Source organism: Myxococcus sp. AB036A, from assembly GCF_006547355.1.
GTDB lineage: Bacteria > Myxococcota > Myxococcia > Myxococcales > Myxococcaceae > Myxococcus > Myxococcus virescens.
The window spans coordinates 23,391-39,587 of record NZ_VHLC01000086.1 but is presented as its reverse complement, the minus strand read 5'-3'; the positions used below and the strand labels follow the sequence as shown (position 1 = coordinate 39,587).

The 16,197-nt window shown below is 70.4% G+C and carries 10 protein-coding genes; 6 read left to right on the top strand and 4 right to left on the bottom strand.

The window, feature by feature from the left end:
* The 6 genes from FL344_RS28460 to FL344_RS28435 all read left to right on the top strand — a co-directional run.
* A partial coding sequence (locus tag FL344_RS28460) for a tetratricopeptide repeat protein (RefSeq protein WP_141620746.1) occupies window positions 1-2,265 on the top strand: 2,265 nt, incomplete at its 5' end.
* 27 nt (window positions 2,266-2,292) lie between these two features.
* Window positions 2,293-3,237, top strand: coding sequence for an ExeA family protein (locus FL344_RS28455; RefSeq protein ID WP_141620745.1), 945 nt, complete (start codon window positions 2,293-2,295; stop codon window positions 3,235-3,237).
* 5 nt (window positions 3,238-3,242) lie between these two features.
* On the top strand, window positions 3,243-7,172 hold the full coding sequence (locus FL344_RS28450; protein WP_141620744.1) for a translocation/assembly module TamB domain-containing protein: 3,930 nt from the start codon (window positions 3,243-3,245) through the stop codon (window positions 7,170-7,172).
* 14 nt (window positions 7,173-7,186) lie between these two features.
* Window positions 7,187-10,270, top strand: coding sequence for a POTRA domain-containing protein (locus FL344_RS28445; protein WP_141620743.1), 3,084 nt, complete (start codon window positions 7,187-7,189; stop codon window positions 10,268-10,270).
* A gap of 17 nt (window positions 10,271-10,287) precedes the next feature.
* On the top strand, window positions 10,288-10,803 hold the full coding sequence (locus FL344_RS28440; protein ID WP_225888082.1) for a hypothetical protein: 516 nt from the start codon (window positions 10,288-10,290) through the stop codon (window positions 10,801-10,803).
* Window positions 10,804-10,825: 22 nt separating this feature from the next.
* Window positions 10,826-12,145 carry a lysophospholipid acyltransferase family protein gene (locus tag FL344_RS28435; RefSeq protein ID WP_141620741.1) on the top strand — a complete coding sequence of 440 codons (1,320 nt, stop codon included), beginning with the start codon at window positions 10,826-10,828 and terminating at the stop codon, window positions 12,143-12,145.
* Here the strand turns inward: FL344_RS28435 and FL344_RS28430 are convergent.
* The 4 genes from FL344_RS28430 to FL344_RS28415 form a co-directional block, all read right to left on the bottom strand.
* On the bottom strand, window positions 12,136-13,404 hold the full coding sequence (locus tag FL344_RS28430; RefSeq protein WP_141620740.1) for an MFS transporter: 1,269 nt from the start codon (window positions 13,402-13,404) through the stop codon (window positions 12,136-12,138). The genes FL344_RS28435 and FL344_RS28430 overlap by 10 nt on opposite strands.
* Window positions 13,401-14,336 (bottom strand): Ppx/GppA phosphatase family protein, encoded by a 936-nt coding sequence (locus FL344_RS28425; RefSeq protein WP_141620739.1) that lies wholly within the window; start codon window positions 14,334-14,336, stop codon window positions 13,401-13,403. The genes FL344_RS28430 and FL344_RS28425 overlap by 4 nt, the downstream gene beginning before the upstream one ends.
* Window positions 14,337-14,350: 14 nt before the next feature.
* A complete protein-coding gene (locus tag FL344_RS28420) occupies window positions 14,351-15,535 on the bottom strand; it encodes an aminotransferase class V-fold PLP-dependent enzyme (protein WP_141620738.1) in 1,185 nt (394 codons plus the stop codon).
* Window positions 15,536-15,623: 88 nt separating this feature from the next.
* A complete protein-coding gene (locus FL344_RS28415; protein WP_141620737.1) occupies window positions 15,624-16,166 on the bottom strand; it encodes a hypothetical protein in 543 nt (180 codons plus the stop codon).
* Between the last annotated feature and the right edge of the window lie 31 nt (window positions 16,167-16,197).

Below are 16,197 nucleotides of genomic sequence, written 5' to 3'. Positions count from 1 at the left end.
GCACCCCAGCCCGCGACCGCAGCGCCGGCGCCCGTGGCACCTCCCGCTCCGGCGGGGATGGGGCGCGAGCAGCTCTCCAAGCTGCTCACGGAGACGGACGTCTACGTCAAGTACGGGCTCCACGACAAAGCGCTGGAGCACCTGCGCAAGGTCTTCTCCGTCGAGCCGGAGAACCTCGACGCCCACGAGAAGGCGTATCAAATCTACGTCGCGTCCGGGAACATGGCCCAGGCGTCGGAGCAGCTGCTGAACGTGCTCCGCCTGTGTACGCGCACGGCCGACGTGCAGCGCGCGCAGCCGTACCTGGCCACCATCCTCCAGGAGAATCCCGCCCATCCCGAGGTGCCCGCGTTCCTGTCCGTGCTGCGCACGACGGGGCCCGTGGTCGCCGCGCCGACGGTGTCCGTGGTGGAGTCGGTGGGCGAGGACGCCATCCTGGTGGACTCCAGCGACGACGAGATTCTCGTCGCGCCGCCGCCGGAAGACGCGCTCCTGCACCCGCCCGGTGACGAGCTGGCGCTGACCACGCTGCCCTCGAGCGATTCGGACGAGGTCATCGAGGAGGACAGCGACTCCGCCGTCATCAGCGAAGAGGCGCTGGTGGGCGAGGCCATCACTTCGGGTGAGTTCGAGGTGTACGGCACGCCCGATCCGGAGGACCTGGCGGCGGCGTCGGTGGACGAGACGCTGGTGACGGACGACGACCCGTTGGTGCTGTCCGACGAGCCGGGCCTCAGCGTCACCGATGACGAGCCGCTCGTCGCCTCCAGCGATGATGACCTGGCTGCCGCGGCGGCGTACTCGCTCGACGACGAGTCGCTGGTGGACGACGGCGTTGCCACGTCCATGGAGGCGCTGTCGCTCGGGGACGACGACGAGCCGCAGCCCACGCAGATGCATGCGCCCACGCAGGCGCTGCTCGAAGAGGCCTCGCCGGACACGCTCCAGGTTCCCACGCTGGACTCGCTGGACGTGCCTACGCTGGACGACGAGGCGCCTCCACCGCTGGACTTGGAGAATGTGCCCACGCGCGTGGGCGCCGCGCCGTTGACGGCCGCCGACCTGGACGAGGACCCGTTCGGGGCCCCCTCGCTGGGCGACCCGATGGAGTTCGAGGAGCCCACGGCCTCGCACGCCATCGTGGCGGTGGACGACGAGTCCTTCGTGGAGGATGCGCCGGAGCTGTCCGCGGACGAGCTGTCCGAGCCCATCGCCTACGAGGAGCCCGCGGTCGAGCCCGAACCGGAACCCGAGCCCGAGCCGGAACCCGAGCCCGAGCCGGAAGTCGAGGCCGAGCCGGAAGTCGAGGCCGCCGCCGATGAAGAGGAGCCCGCGGCGGAGGAGTGCGACGAGGCGTCGTTCTTCCTCGACCAGGGGCTGCTGGAAGAGGCGCGCGAGATTCTCGAGACGGTGATGATTGCCTTCCCGGGCCACGCGCGCGCAGCCGAGCTGATGGAGCGGCTGGAAGCGGCGGAGGCGGGAGGCGGCGCGGAGCAGGAGGATGCGGCCGCGGAGCCGGCGCAGATTCCGAGCGTGCAGCCCGTCACGGACGGCTACGAGGACGCCGAGGAGACCACGGGCGAGCGCGACGCGTTCGACCTCGCGGCGGAGCTGGCCGGGGAGATTGACAACTTCGGCGATGACGCCGGGGCCTCGGCGCTGCCGGCGGAAGAGGACTTCCAGTACTCGGTGGAGGAGGTCTTCTCCGAGTTCAAGAAGAGCCTGGCCAAGGTGGTGAAGCCCGAGGACGTGGACACGCACTACGACCTGGGCATCGCGTACAAGGAAATGGGCCTGCTCGACGACGCGCTCCACGAGTTCGACGTGGCCCGCCAGGGCAGCGCGGGCGGCAAGCGCGAGCTGGACTGCATCACCATGATGGGCATGCTCCAACTGCTGCGCGGCGATGCCTCCGCGGCCGTGGAGGCCTTCCGCGAGGGTCTGGGCAACCCCCACGCCACGGGCGAGGCGGCCAAGGCGCTCGGCTTCGAGCTGGCGGCGGCCTACGAGGCCCAGGGGGATGCGGGCAAGGCGCTCTTCCACTACCAGCGCGTGGCCGCGATGGACGGGAAGTACCGCGATGTCGCCGGGCACGTGTCCCGGCTTGCGGCTTCCGTGGCGCCGGTGGAGGATCCGCTTCCGACGCCTTCTGGCAATGGGGCCCAGGCCACCAGCAGTCCGCCCGCACCCGCGGGGGCCGCGGCGCCCACCACTCCGATACCAGCGGCTGGCGCGTCCAAGGCGCGCAAGGTCGGCTACCTGTAGTTGCACCCCGCGAGGTCCGGCGAGCCCATGACTACGTACCTGGACTTCTTCGAGCTGACCCAGGAGCCCTTCTCCAACGCTCCCGTCAGTCGCTTCTATTACAACTCGGCGCAGCACTCGCAGGCGCTCACCCGGCTGATGCACGCCGTGAGCTACATGAAGGGCCTGTCCATCCTCGTCGGTGACATCGGCGCGGGGAAGACGACGCTGGCCCGCCGCATGCTCGACTCGCTTCCGGAGTCCGAGTACGAGGCCGCGCTGCTCGTCATCATCCACTCCGGCATCACCGCCAACTGGCTGCTGCGCCGCATCGCGCTGCAGTTGGGCGTGGAGAATCCGGCGCAGGAGAAGCTGGCGCTGCTGTCGCAGCTGTACCAGCGGCTGCTCCAAATCTACGAGTCCGGCAAGAAGGCCGTCGTCCTCATCGACGAGGCGCAGATGCTGGAGACGCGCGAGCTGATGGAGGAGTTCCGGGGACTGCTCAACCTGGAAGTGCCGGAGCGCAAGCTCATCTCCTTTGTCTTCTTCGGCCTGCCGGAAATCGAAAAGAACCTGAAGCTGGACCCGCCGCTCGCGCAGCGCGTGGCCATGCGCTACCGGCTGGAGCCCTTCACCGCCGAGTCGACCGAGGCCTACGTCAAGCACCGCCTCCGGCTCGCGGGCTGCCCGCGCATGCCCTTCAGCCCGGAGGCGCTGCTGGCCGTACACCAGCACTCGTCCGGCTCGCCCCGTGTCATCAACACGCTGTGCGACAACGCGCTCTTCGAGGCCTTCCTCGCGCGCGAGCAGACGGTGTCCGCGGAGCTGGTGCATCGCATCGGGAAGAACCTGGGCCTGCTCGGCGTGAACACGCCCGCCGGGCAAGCGGCCGAGCGGCCGAGCGCTGCGTCGTCGACGCTCCCCAGGACGACGAGCAGCAAGGTGGACCTCGCGGAGATCGACCGCTACCTCGAAGGGCTGGGTAAGCTGTAGCGGCTTTGTCCTCTCAGGGCCGCCACGGTGCGCGCAGGGCGCTGCTGTTGGTGCTCCTCGTCTTGTCGGGGAGCGTGCTCCTGTTGCGCATGCCGGAGACCTGGGAGGTGGCGTGCACGCTGGGCCGCCGGCACCTGCCAGACGTGCTGGGCCTGGACGTGGGGCTCGGCCGCTGCGAGTTGGACCCGCTGGGCTCCCGCGTAGTGGTGCACGGCTTCTCGTTGTTCCTCCCCGGCACGGACTCGCCGCTGGTGGCCGTGGACAGGGCGGAGGTGCAGCTCGGCTTCTTCCAGCCGCTTCGGGGGCGGCTGACGCTGGCCCAGGTGAAGGCATCCCGGCCGCGCGTGGCGCTGGATTTGTCGCAGCCCTCGTCGCCGTCGGAGCCCAAGTCCAACTTCTGCTTCCTGGAGCCGCTCGAGCACCTGCGCGTGGCGAAGCTCGACATCTCCGGCGCGGAGCTGCGCCTGGCGCTGCCTGAGGGCCGGCGCGTGGAGGTGGACGAACTGGACGTTCGCTGGGACGAGCAGTGGGGCGTCATCGAGCTGGACGTGGAGGCCCGGCGGGGCCGGGTGCGTCTGGGGCCCGACGGACGCGAGCTGGCGCTGGGGCAGTTGGTGGTCGCGGGCGCGTTGGACCCGGACGAGGCCCTGCTGGAGCTGGAGCGCGCCGAGGTGTCGCTGGACGACATCACCACTACGGTGTCCGGCCGCGTGGATTCGCTGTGCGCGCCGCGGCTGGCCCTGGACGCGCAGGTGTTCCTCCCGCTGCGAGCGCTCTACCAGGCGCGGCTGATTCCCAGCCCCGCGACGGGGCACCTCTGGTCGCGTGTGTCCATCGCGGGGAAGGTGGCGTCTCCCGCGGTGTCGCTGGAGCTGTCGGGCAACAGCCTGGGCTACGGGGACTTCGGCCCGACGAACCTGCACGCGCGCCTGTCGTACTCGGGTGAAGACGTCCGCCTGGAGGAGCTCACCCTGCCCGTGGGCGCGGGCAAGGTGCGCGCGACAGGGCGGCTGGGGCTCACGCCGAACTTCCCGCTGGAGGTGTCGTTGACGACGGAGGACGCGTCGTTGGGCCGCATCCTGGACCGGGCGGGGGTGAAGGGCTCCTGGGTGGACTTCCCGGCCACGCTGGACGCGCGGCTGTCCGGCAACCTGCTGCCGCGCTTCTCCCTGTCGGGGCCGTTGGACCTGCGGACCGGGAAGTTCGTGCTGGCCACGCATGCATTCGACACGCAGCCGAAGGACGGCCTTACGATTCTGGAGTTCGACAAGGCCCGTGCGCAGGCGCAGGTGAAGCTCCAGGCGGACCGCGTGGCCTTCAGCCACGTCAACGCGGAGGTGGGCCACTCACGCGTGACGGGCGACGTCGTGCTCCTGCTCGCGGGCGGGCTGGGCCTGGACATCCACGGCCAGGGCGACGTGGACCTGGCGGACTTTGGCCACATCGCGGGCCTGCCCTGGGCCGGACGGGGCCACGCCACCTACGCGATTAGCGGACCCGCGTCGGACGTGAAGGTGGAGGCGGGGCTGTCCTTCCGCGACTTCGAGTTCTGGAACCTGTCGCTGGGGGTGATGCAGGGGAAGCTGGCCTACAAGGACAGCCTGCTCACGTTCCCCGCCTTCTCCGGCCAGAAGGGGCGCACGCAGTACTACGGCAAGGCGGGCGTGTCCTTCGGGCGGCTGCTCAACCTGCGCCTGGAAGTGAATGTCCCGCAGGGGCGCAACGAGGACCTGGTGGACGTGGTGGCGGGCCTGAGTCCGTCGCTCGCGGTGATGCAGGGCACGCTGGGTGGAACGGCCACCGGCCGCGTGGAGGTGGACAGCCCCGTGGAGAAGCTGGAGGGGCTGGTGGCGTTCGACGTCAAGGACACCACCTACCTGGGCCGGCGCATGGGCGACGGCGCGGCGCGGCTGCGCTTCGTGGATGGCAAGGCGATGGTGCTGGAGCGCACCACCCTCACGGGGCCGCTGGGCCGCACCTGGGCGGAGGGCACCTTCACGTTCGAGGGCGGGCTGGACTACCGCTTCGGCGGAGACGGCCTGTCGCTGGCCGAGGCGGTGGACCCGGATCTCGCCGAGCGCATGGGCATCCAGGGCACCATGGTGATGGACGGCGTCGTGTCGGGCTCCGCCGACGTGCCGGTGGTGGACGTCACGCTGCGCGCGCCGCGCGTCACCTTCGCCGAGCGGAACCTGGGCGCCATGGACCTCACCGGGCGCATGGTGGGGAAGAACTTCGAGGTGTGGGGCCACCCCTTCCGGGACGCCACCGGCCGCATCCGCATGAAGGTGCAGGAGAACTGGCCCTATGAAGCCCAGGGCTCGTTCTCGTTGCCGGAGATTCGCCCGCTGCTTCCAGACGCGCCGCTGTGGGCGGGCGTCAGCGGGGCCCTGTCGGGCACGGTGAGCGCCAAGGGCCTGCTCCTGGAGCCCGCGGGCTCGCAGGTGAACGCCACCGTGGAGCGGCTGGTCCTCTCCCGCGACGACCTGCGCGGGGAGAACGCGGGCCCCATCGTGCTGGCGTACGCGGCCGGGCGGACGGATGTGCAGCCCTTCCGTTTCACGGGGCAGCACGTGGACCTGTCGCTGGGCGGGTGGATGAGCCCGCGCGGCCTGAACGTGACGCTGCGGGGCGGGTTGGATTTGCGCCTGCTGGAGTCGTTGATGCCCGCCATGGTGGAGCGCTCCTCCGGGCGCGTCACCGTGGACGCGGAGGCCTCCGGGACGCTGGAGAAGCCCTCCGTGGTGGGCTCCGCGGAGCTGTTCGACATGCGGCTGGCGCTGCGGGACTGGCCGGTCCAGGTGCGCAACATGGCCGGGCGCGTGGAGATGACGGGCCAGCGCGTGCTGGTGGAGCACCTGCAGGGCCAGCTCAACGAAGGCCGCGTGTCCGCGCGCGGCGACGTGCGGCTGGAGCGCTTCCTGCCGCAGCGGCTGGGCCTCACCATCCAGCTGGACGAGGTGCCCTACCGGCTCACGGAGGACCTGCCCGCGACCTTCTCCGGCCTGCTCCAGGTGATTGGTCCGCCCAAGGGCTTCACCGTCACCGGTGGCATGGACATCGTGAAGATGCGCTACCAGAAGGCGCTGGACGTGGATGCGCTGCTGAAGACGATGCAGAAGCGCACCACCCACCTGGCGGCGGGCTCGTCCTCGTTGTCCGGTGAGCCTCCGAAGCCCTGGGTCATCTGGGATGTGAACGTCCACTTCGGCGACGTCCGCGTGGACAACAACCTGGCGAAGGCCCGCCTGCTGGGGGACGTGCGGTTGACGGGGACGGACCTGCGGCCGGGGCTGCTGGGCCGGGTGGAGCTGGCCGAGGGCAGCCAGGCGTTCTTCCGGAACAACCCCTTCACCATCAGCCAGGGGCAGCTCGAGTTCCAGGACCCCACGCAAATCGACCCGGTCTTCGAGGTCCAGGCCCAGACGCAGGTGCGCGAGTACGTGGTGAAGCTGCACGCCTTCGGCAAGCCGTCGGACCCGCAGATTCTCCTCTCCTCGGAGCCGGCGCTGGTGGAGGGCGACATCGTCTCGCTCCTCACTCTGGGTTTCACCTCGTCAGACCAGGATACCGCGGCCTCGGCGAGCGCCGGCCTGGCGGCCGAGGCCCTCTTCAACGTGTCGGGCCTGGACCGGCAGCTCCAGCGCTTCCTGCCCAGCAATCCGGTGTTGAGGGATTTGTCCCTGCAGATTTCGACCACCTACAACGACGCCACCCGGCAAGCGGAGCCCACCGCGCAACTGGAGTCGAAGTTCCTGAGCGAGCAGCTTAAAATCGGTATGACGCAACCCGTGAGCGGGCGCGGCACGCGGGCGCGGGCCGAGTACCGTTTCGATGACCGACTCTCCGCGCAGGCCCAGTGGGACAACGAGAACAACGAAGCCTCGTTTGGAAACCTCGGGCTCGAGCTGAAGCTGAGCTGGGAGGTCGAGTAGTCCGGGCCCTCGCGGTGCTGGCGCTGGTGCTCTGCGTCCTCGTGCCGGGCGCGGCGCGCGCGCAGGCGGACGACAGCGGTGGCTTCGGCGCCGAGGTCATCGCCGTGGAGCTGCACCTGTCCGGAGGCGCGGACGCGCAGGGCTTGAGCGACCTGGTGGCGGTGCGCAAGGGGCAGACGCTGACTCCGGGCGCGGTGCGGCGCTCGGTGGAGCGGCTGTGGGCCACGGGCCGCTTCACGGACGTGGTGGCGCGCACGGAGCCGGTGCGAGGCGGGGTGCGGCTGATGTTCCAGCTCACGCCCGTGTCGCGGTTGGCGCGGCTGCGCTTCGAAGGCAACTCCGTGCTGTCGGATGGAGAGCTGCTGGAGGCCAGCAGCTTGCTGGAGGGCGGGCCGCTGGACGCCGAGGAGCTGCAGGGCGCGGTGTCGTCCGTGCTCCAGGCGTATCAGCGCAAGGGGTACGACTCGACGAGAGTCTCCGTGACGCAGGAGCCGGTGACGGATGGCATCGCGGTGGTGCTCACCGTGGATGAGGGCCTGCCCACGCGGGTGCGGCAGGTGACCTTCTCCGGCAGCCCTGGCTTGCCGCTGTCCCGGTTGCTGGAGGTGCTGGCGCTGCATCCGGGGCAGGTGTTCGACCGGGCGCGCCTGTCCAGCTCGCTGGAGGAGCTGCGCACCTTGCTGCGCGGCGAGGGCTACTGGCGCGCGCAGGTGGGAGCGCCAGCGGTGCTGGTGGAGGGCAGCTTCGCGTCGGTGGCGGTGCCCCTGATGGCGGGGCCTCGCTACGTGGTGCGTTTCCACGGCAACCGCCACTTCCCGCACGGCGTGCTGGAGCGCGTGCTGGCGCACGACGTCTCGGAGCCCATGGACGAGGTCGTCGCTGGCCGGCTCGCGCGACGCATGGAGGTCTTCTACCGCTACCGCGGCTTCCACGACGTGCGCGTGCGGCCGCGCGAGGTGCTGCGACCGGATGGCGAGGTGGCGGCGCTGGTGTTCGACGTGGAGGAGGGGCACCCGCTGCGCGTGGCCGACGTGCGCTTCCACGGCAACCGCGGGCTGCCGGTGGAGACGCTGCGCGCGCTGCTCGCGGAGCAGGTGCTGGCGGGCATGACACGGCCGGAGCTGGACCTGCGGATGCTCGACGACCCGCTGAACACCGAGGGACGTCACGGCCTGGACCTCCCGGGCGTGGCGCCGCCGCCGCCAGCGTCCACCGTGTACGTGGAGGACGCGTGGCTGGAGGCCGTGGAGGCCATGAACGAGGCCTACCGCGAGCAGGGCTTCCTCTCCGCGGTGGTGGCGTTCCGGGGCCTGACGGTGGATGTCGCGGGGCGCACGGCGGTCGCGGACTTCGACGTGGAGGAGGGGCCTCAGGCGCGCCTGGTGAAGGTGGACTTCGAGGGCGTGCCTCCGGGCCTGACGGCCTGGGTCATGGGCCGGCGCATGCGCGAGGGCGCGCCGCTGAGCTTCGACACGGTGGAGTCCTCGCGTCAGGCGCTGGAGCAGGAGCTGGGGCGGCAGGGCTACCTCTTCGCGCGCGTCACCACGGAGACGGGCGTGGGCGAGGACGGGACGCAGGCGACCGTCATCTTCCGCGCGGACGCGGGCCCGCAGGTGAAGGTCGGGAAGATTCTGGTGCAGGGCCTGACGCGCACGGACCCGGACCTGGTGCTGGCCAACCTCGCGGTGGAGGAGGGCAAGCCCATCGCGCTGGATGAGCTGACAGAGGGCCAGCGCCGCCTGGCGCGCCTGGGCGTGTTCCGTCAGGTGGACATCGCGCTGGCGGACCCCACCCGGCGCGAGGACACCAAGGACGTGCTGGTGACGGTCCAGGAGCGGCCCCGGTTGGATGGCCAGGTGTCCGGTGGCTACTTCCTGGTGGACGGTCCCCGCATCACGCTCGACACGGCCTACCGCAACCTGGACGGGCTGGGGCTCAGCCTGCTGGCGCGCGGGAAGATCAACTACGCGGGCTGGAGCGCGGAGGCGCTGTCTCGGGACCGGCGCATCGCCTGCCAGCAGACGGTGCCCGGTGGCGGTCCCGCTCCGGGCTGTGATGTGGAGCTCCAGGGGCTCAATGGCCTGGGAGGCCGGGGCAACCTCGCGCTGGCGCAGCCGCGACTGTTCTTCCTGCTGCCGCTGCAGGTCGGCGCCCGCCTGGACCTCATTGGCGAGCGCATCCACCGGCCTTCCTACGTGTCCTCGCGGTTCGCGGCGGCGGCCGCCATGGACTGGGCGGCGGCGACGTGGCTCAACCTGTCGCTGTCCTACGAAGTGGAGAACAACCGGCTGCGCTCGCGCGCGGGCGTGCTGGAGCTGCTCAACCGCGCCGACCGGGAGCGGCTGCGCTACCCGTTCGGCGACTTCGCGCTGCATTCGTTGCGCCCCTCTGTCACGCTCGACTTCCGGGATGACCCGGCCAACCCGCGCCGGGGCGTGGTGTTCGTCTCCAGCGCGGAGTTCACCCGCGGCTTGAGCGTGCGCCCCACGGACGTGGCGGGCAACCGCGTGGATGCGTACCCCATCGACGGTGTGAAGCTGTCGGGCAGCCTCAGTGGCTACATCCCGCTGGGACGGCGGGCGAGTGTGGCGCTGTCCGCGCGCGCGGGCACCATCATCCCGTTGGAGGAGCAGGCGCAGGCCATTGGCTCGAAGCTTTTCTACCTGGGCGGCTCGTCCAGCCTGCGCGGCTTCCGTGAGGACGGCGTGCTGCCGGAGGACGTCCGCGGCGCGTTGCAGCAGCGGCTGCGTGACTGCCGTGCGCTGATTTCGCCGTCGGGGTGCTCCGCTGAGCTGAAGGCCGTGCTCGCCGGGCAGGTCCCCGCGAGCCAGGGTGGCGAGCTCTTCACCCTGGGCAAGGCGGAGCTGCGCCTGCCGGCCCTGTCCTCCGTGGACCTGGGGCTCTTCTTCGAGGCGGGCAACCTGTGGCTGGACCGGACGCAGTTCGACCCGGGCCGGCTGCGCTACACGGCGGGCGCGGGCCTTCGCTACGTGACGCCCGTGGGGCCGCTGGCCTTCGACGTGGGCTTCAACCTGGACCCGGACGAGTCGGTGAACGAGGCGACCACGCAGTTCCACTTCAGCATCGGGACGTTCTGAGGGAGGCGATGGTGCGCATGCGCTGGCCGCGGTGGATGGTGGTGGGCCTGGGGCTCCTGGTGGCGGCGGGCTGCCGGACCACCTCCGCATCCTCACAGGGGCCGGCGCGGCCCAAGTGGATGCCTCCGGAGGGAACGTGCCCCCGAGGCGCCTTGCTGCAGATGGAGCGCCTGGGCCTGAAGCCCGGGGACAAGGTCCCCGTCATCGTGGATGCCATCCAGGACCACCCGGGCCCGGCGCGCTACAACTACAGCTTCGTGATTGCGCTGCCACGCGAGCAGGGAGAGCAGCAGCTCCCCGGCGCGCGCATCGGTGGCCGCCTGTACGTGACGAAGCACCGCGTCTTCGGCCGGTATGATCGCATCTTCCTGCCGGAGTCCGGGGCGATGTCGGTGCCCTTTTGCGGCATCCTCCTGGACTCGCGCTGGGACAAGGACGGCGAGGGCCTGATTGCCTACCCGAGTCCGATGAAGGGCTTCTCCGTGGTGCAGGACAACACCGGCGTCATCCAGGTGGTGGACCGGTATCCCTGAGACGTGGAGTACAGTCTCCTCCGTGTTCTACGCGTGCGTGCGTGCGGTCGTGGCGCTGTGTCTCCGACTCTTCTACCGGGTGAAGGTGAATGCCCCGGCGCTGGAGCCGGACGGCCCGGTGCTCTTCGTGGGCAACCACCCCAACGGCCTCATCGACCCGGCGCTGGTGTTCATCCTCACGCGGCGCAAGGTGACCTTCCTGGCGAAGGCGCCGCTGTTCCGGATGCCCGTCATCGGCTGGCTGTTGAAGGGGCTGGACGCGCTGCCGGTGTATCGGAAGCAGGATGACCCGGCGAAGATGGGCGGCAACGAGGGCACGCTGGAGGCCGCGAAGGGCGCGCTGGTGCAGGGGCGCGCCATCACCATCTTCCCTGAGGGCAAGAGCCACTCCGAGCCTGGGCTCGCCGAGCTGAAGACGGGCGCGGCGCGCATCGCCGTGAGCGCGGCGAAGGCGGGGGCTCCGGTGCGCATCGTCCCCGTGGGGCTCACCTACGCGGAGAAGCACGTGTTCCGCAGCGAGGTGCTCATCGACGTGGGGCCCGCCATCGACGTGCAGGCCTTCCTGCCCGCGGACGCCGCGGCGGAACCCGACGCCGTCCGCGCCCTCACCGAGCGCATCGCCACCGGGCTTCGCGCGGTGACGCTCAACCTGGAGCAGTGGGCGGACCTCCCACTGGCGCAGCTGGCCGAGCAGCTCTTCGCCTTCAAGCAGGGTGGGGCGCTCGATGCGGAGCGCCTGCGACTGTGGGCGCGCGGCGTCCAGATGTTCCGCGCCCAGGAGCCGGAGCGCTTCGAGTCCCTGCGCGCGCAGCTCGCCGGCTTCCGGCACCGCATGGCGCTGGTGCAGGCGACGGGGCTGGAGGACCTGGCGCTCGTGTACCGGCCGGGGAACGTGGTGCCCTTCGTGGTGAAGAACGTGCTGGCGCTGGTGCTGGGCCTGCCGATGTTCGCCCTGGGGCTGGGCCTGTTCTGGCTACCCTACCAGTTGCCTCGGCTCGCCAGCCGAAACGCCGAACTGGACGTGCAGGCCACGGTGAAGTTCCTCACCGCCTTCGTGGTGGCGCTGGTGTGGTGGGGCGTGCTGACAGCCGCCGCGGCGGTGTGGGGAAGCGCGCTCCTGGCCGTGGCCGTCTTCCTCGCCGTGCCACCGCTGGCGCTGTTCACCCTCTACTTCGCCGAGCGCTGGGAGTCGCTCCAGCGCGACATCCGCGTGTTCTTCACGCTGGGCAACCGCGCGCGCCTCAAGGGCCTGCTGCTCGCGGATGGCGAGCGGCTGGCCTTGGAGATGGAGCGCCTGGCCGACGAGTACCGGCCAAGGCTGGATGCCGCCGCTCAGCCCTGACGCGCGAGGGGCACTGCTTCACGGAACAGCCGGGCGCCCAGCAGCAGCGCGAAGCCGCCGAGGAGCACGGGCAGGGCATTCACCGCGATGGCGGTGTGCAGGCTGGATGCGTCCGCGATGGTGCCGATGAGCGTGGGCGAAATCGCGTCACCCAGCAGGTGGATGCACAGCACATTCAGTCCCATGGCGAAGGCGCGGAACGCGGGCGGCACGCAGTTGACGATGGCCGCGTTGATGGGGCCGCTGTTGAGGAAGATGAGGAACTGCGCCAGGGCGATTGCCGCGAAGGTGGGGCCCACGGCCTTCAGGCTCACCGCCAGGTACATGCACGGGGCCGCCAGCATCAGGCCGATGCCGGACATCCACAGTCCGCCGCCCTCGCGTTTGCGGTCCAGCTTGTCGCCGAGCCAGCCGCCCGCCACCGTCCCCAGCAGGCCGGCCACCGCCGTAATCGCGCCGAAGATGAAGCCCGAGCTGTCCTGCGCCAGGCCGCGCTCGCGCACCAGGTACGTGGGCATCCAGAATCCCAGGCCGCCAATGGAGAACGTCATCAGCGTGTACCCGGCCGTCACCGCCCAGAAGGCCGAGTTCCGCGCCAGGCCCTTCAGGCCCACCATGAAGGGCAGCTTCGCCTGCGCGTCTGGCCCATCCATGGCGCCGCGCTGGGGCTCCGGCATGAAGAAGGCCATGGCGCCGAGAATCAGCCCGGGCACGCCGCCCGCGAAGAAGGCGACGTGCCACGAGTAGGCCTGCGTCAGCCACCCGCCCAGGCCGTAGCCCGCAGCGGCGCCCACGGGGATGGCGATGTAGAAGAACGCCAACATCCGCGTGCGCTGCGTGCGCGGATACAAGTCGGAGATGATGCTGGGCGCCACGGCGCCGTAGCCGGCCTCACCGATGCCAATCACCGCGCGGGCCAGGAGCAACGCGCCGAACGAGGTGGCCAGCCCGCTGGCCCCGGTGGCCAGGCTCCAGAGAACCACGCCGCCCACCACCAGCAGCCGCCGTGGGTAGCGGTCCCCGAGGAACCCGCCCAGCGGCGAGGCCAGCATGAACACCACGATGAACATGGTGCCCAGCAGGCCGGACTGCGTGTCGTTGATGCCGAATTCCTTCTGGATGTCTGGCAGCGCCACCGCGACGATGTAGCGGTCGAGGTAGTTGACCAGGTTGATGAGGGTGAGGATGAGCAGCGCATAACCCGCGTTGCTGGCGGGCACGGCGGACGCGGCCGGTGAGGCCGCGGGTTGGGCGTTCATGAAGAGGTGGCTCCGGCTCCAAAGCGGTGCGCGAGCAGGCCCCAGCGCAGGCCCCTGTCACTGACGCGGCAGGCATCCAGTCCCAGCGCCTTCACCGACTCCAGCAAGATGAGGGCGCCCGCGGGGATGACGTCCGCGCGCTTGGGCTGCATGCCGGGCAGGGCACGCCGCGCTTCCAGCGGCATGGCGCACAGCCGGTCCGCCAGGGCGGACAGCTGGCCCACGGACAGCGTGCCGCCGTGGACCTGCTCCGCGACGTATGGGTGGATGGCGTGCTGCACGGCGTACAGCGTCGTCACCGTGCCCGCGACGCCCACCAGGGCCGCGCCGGGCGGCGGGGCGGGGAGGGCGCGGAAGGTGTCGCGCAGGTGGGCTTCGACACGCGCGCGGTCCTCGGACGTCATCGGGTCAGCGCCGACGAAGCGCTCCGTCATGCGCACCGCGCCCACGTCGAAGCTGTGGCGGAAGTCCACGTGGCCGCCACGGTTGCCGTAGATGAACTCCGTGGAGCCACCGCCAATGTCGAGCACCAGCAGCGGGCCCGCCGCGTCCGATGCGAAGTCCGAGTGCACCGCGGCGAAGGACAGCTCCGCCTCCATGGCGCCGGAGATGATTTCCACGGTCACGTTCGCGCGCGCCTTCGCGGCGGCGAGGAACTCCGCGCCGTTTTCCGCGTCACGCGCGGCGCTGGTGGCGGACACGGCGATGCCTTCCGCGCCCAGCTCGCGCGCCTCGCGAGCGAAGGACTCCAGCACCTGGAGCGTCGCCTCCATGCCTTCAGCGGAGAGCTTGCGCGTCACATCCACGCCCCTGCCCAGGCGGGTGATTTCCGCGCGCTCCCGCACGGCCTCGAAACGGCCCTCAGGGGTGCGCTCCGCGACGAGCAGGAGGACGGAGTTGCTGCCAACATCGATGGTGGCGAAACGCGACATGCGCGGCAGCCTACTCAACGCAGCAGCGCTTCCAAAGCATCGCCCAGGGCCTGGTAGTCGGCGGGGGTGTTGTAGAGCTGGGCGGAGAGACGCACATGCCGGTGCGGCGGACGGGGCCAGGGAGTGATTTGCGCCTCGATGCGGTATTCGTCGAACAGGCGCAGGTGGAGCGGGTCCACGTAGAGCGGGGGCTGGGGGACTTCGGGGAAGCCGTCCGGCAGCGTCACCGTGGCCATGCTGCCGACCATGTCCTCGGGGCAGGTGGGCTGGGTGCCCAGCCGCGCGCACAGCAGGTTCTGCGCCGCCAGCACCTTGGCCCGGTTCGAGGCCATGACCTCCGGCCAGCCGCCGGGAAGCAGCCCGCCCATGAAGCGAATCACCTCGGGCACGCAGAGCACGGCCGAAGGGTCGTGCGTCCCCGTCCAGTCGAAGTCCAACCGGAAGCGGGAACGGTCCGTCCGCCGGGAGTTGTGCCCGTGGCTCACGGACAGGGGCTTGATGGCGGGCTGGAGGTCGCGCCGGACGTGGAGGAACGCGGCGCCCTTGGGGGCGCACATCCACTTGTGGCAGTTGCCCGTGTAGTAGCCGGCGCCCAGCGTGCGCAGCGACAGCGGCAGCATGCCCGGCCCGTGCGCGCCATCCACCAGCGTCTCCACGCCACGCTCGCGCAGGGCAGCGATGAGTTGCTCCAGCGGCATCACCAGGGCCGTCTGGCTGGACACGTGGTCCACCAGGAACAGGCGCGTGCGCGGGGTGACGTGGGGCAGCACGGCGTCCACCACCGACTGCGCGGACGGCACCGGCCAGGGCAGCTTCGCCACCACCACCTTGGCGCCCCACTGCGACGCCACGAAGTCCAGCGCGTTGCGGCTGGCGTTGTACTCGTGGTCGGTGGTGAGCAACTCGTCGCCAGGGGCGAAGCGCAGCGAGCGCAGCACCGTACTCACCCCCGCCGTCGCGTTGGGGACGAAGCCCAGGTCGTCCGCGTCCGCGTCGAGGAAGGTGGCGAGCGCGGCGCGGGCGTCATCCAGCAGCGGCTCGATTTCGCGGTGGAGGAAGCGCACCGGCTCGGCTTCCAGTCGCGCGCGCAGCTCGGACTGTCGCTGGAGGACGGCAGTCGGACAGGCGCCGAACGAGCCGTGGTTCAGGAAGACGACTTCGGGGTCCAGGCTCCAGTGGCTGCGGAAGGGCGCGCTCATGCGGGAGGACTCGACCTGAGCTGGTTGCGCCTGTCAACGCGCGGCACGTGCACAGAGGGGCATGCGCCGCGCTCGAGCGCGGAGGCGCTCAAATCTCGATGGAGAGCTTTCCCGATTGGGACTTCTTGGGGTTGTAGTGCTCCAGGTCGGACTTGAGGACGTACCCGACGACACCGTTCGCTTCCGCCTGGTCTCCGCCGACGAAGGAGATGATGACGACGTTGCCGCCGGCCGCACGGGCCAGTTGCTTCGCCTCCTCGAGGAGTTTCTCTCGCGGAAGGGTGCCGTGTGACGACGCCCGAAGTGAGAGCTTCCCGAGAATCTCGTGCGGGGCGCCATCGGTCGTGCGAATGCTCCCGTTCACGAGCTCAACGCCTTCAGGGAAGGTATCGACGAGCACCTTCACTTCGCTCGAGCCTGATTCCACGGGAATCTGGAACTGGTTTCCCGTCATCGACGTGGAGCTGGGATGGCGCCGCTCATAGTTCGCCTCATAGCGCTGGACCACCGCCGCATCCTCGGCGAGCCGTGCCTCGCCGAAAGACGAGTACGTCACGGAGGGCTTCGTCGCGACGCATGCGCCCAGGAAGAGGGCGGCAACGAGGACAGCGCAGCAGGATTTCATCGACATGTGCCTCACGTGAAAGGGAAGGGCGCGGAAC

Bases quoted from the DNA above. Each gene is read 5' to 3' on its own strand.
- FL344_RS28455 (WP_141620745.1), top strand. From the start codon at position 2,293: ATGACTACGTACCTGGACTTCTTCGAGCTGACCCAGGAGCCCTTCTCC.
- FL344_RS28440 (WP_225888082.1), top strand. From the start codon at position 10,288: ATGCGCTGGCCGCGGTGGATGGTGGTGGGCCTGGGGCTCCTGGTGGCG.
- FL344_RS28430 (WP_141620740.1), bottom strand. From the start codon at position 13,404: ATGAACGCCCAACCCGCGGCCTCACCGGCCGCGTCCGCCGTGCCCGCC.
- FL344_RS28425 (WP_141620739.1), bottom strand. From the start codon at position 14,336: ATGTCGCGTTTCGCCACCATCGATGTTGGCAGCAACTCCGTCCTCCTG.
- FL344_RS28420 (WP_141620738.1), bottom strand. From the start codon at position 15,535: ATGAGCGCGCCCTTCCGCAGCCACTGGAGCCTGGACCCCGAAGTCGTC.
- FL344_RS28415 (WP_141620737.1), bottom strand. From the start codon at position 16,166: ATGTCGATGAAATCCTGCTGCGCTGTCCTCGTTGCCGCCCTCTTCCTG.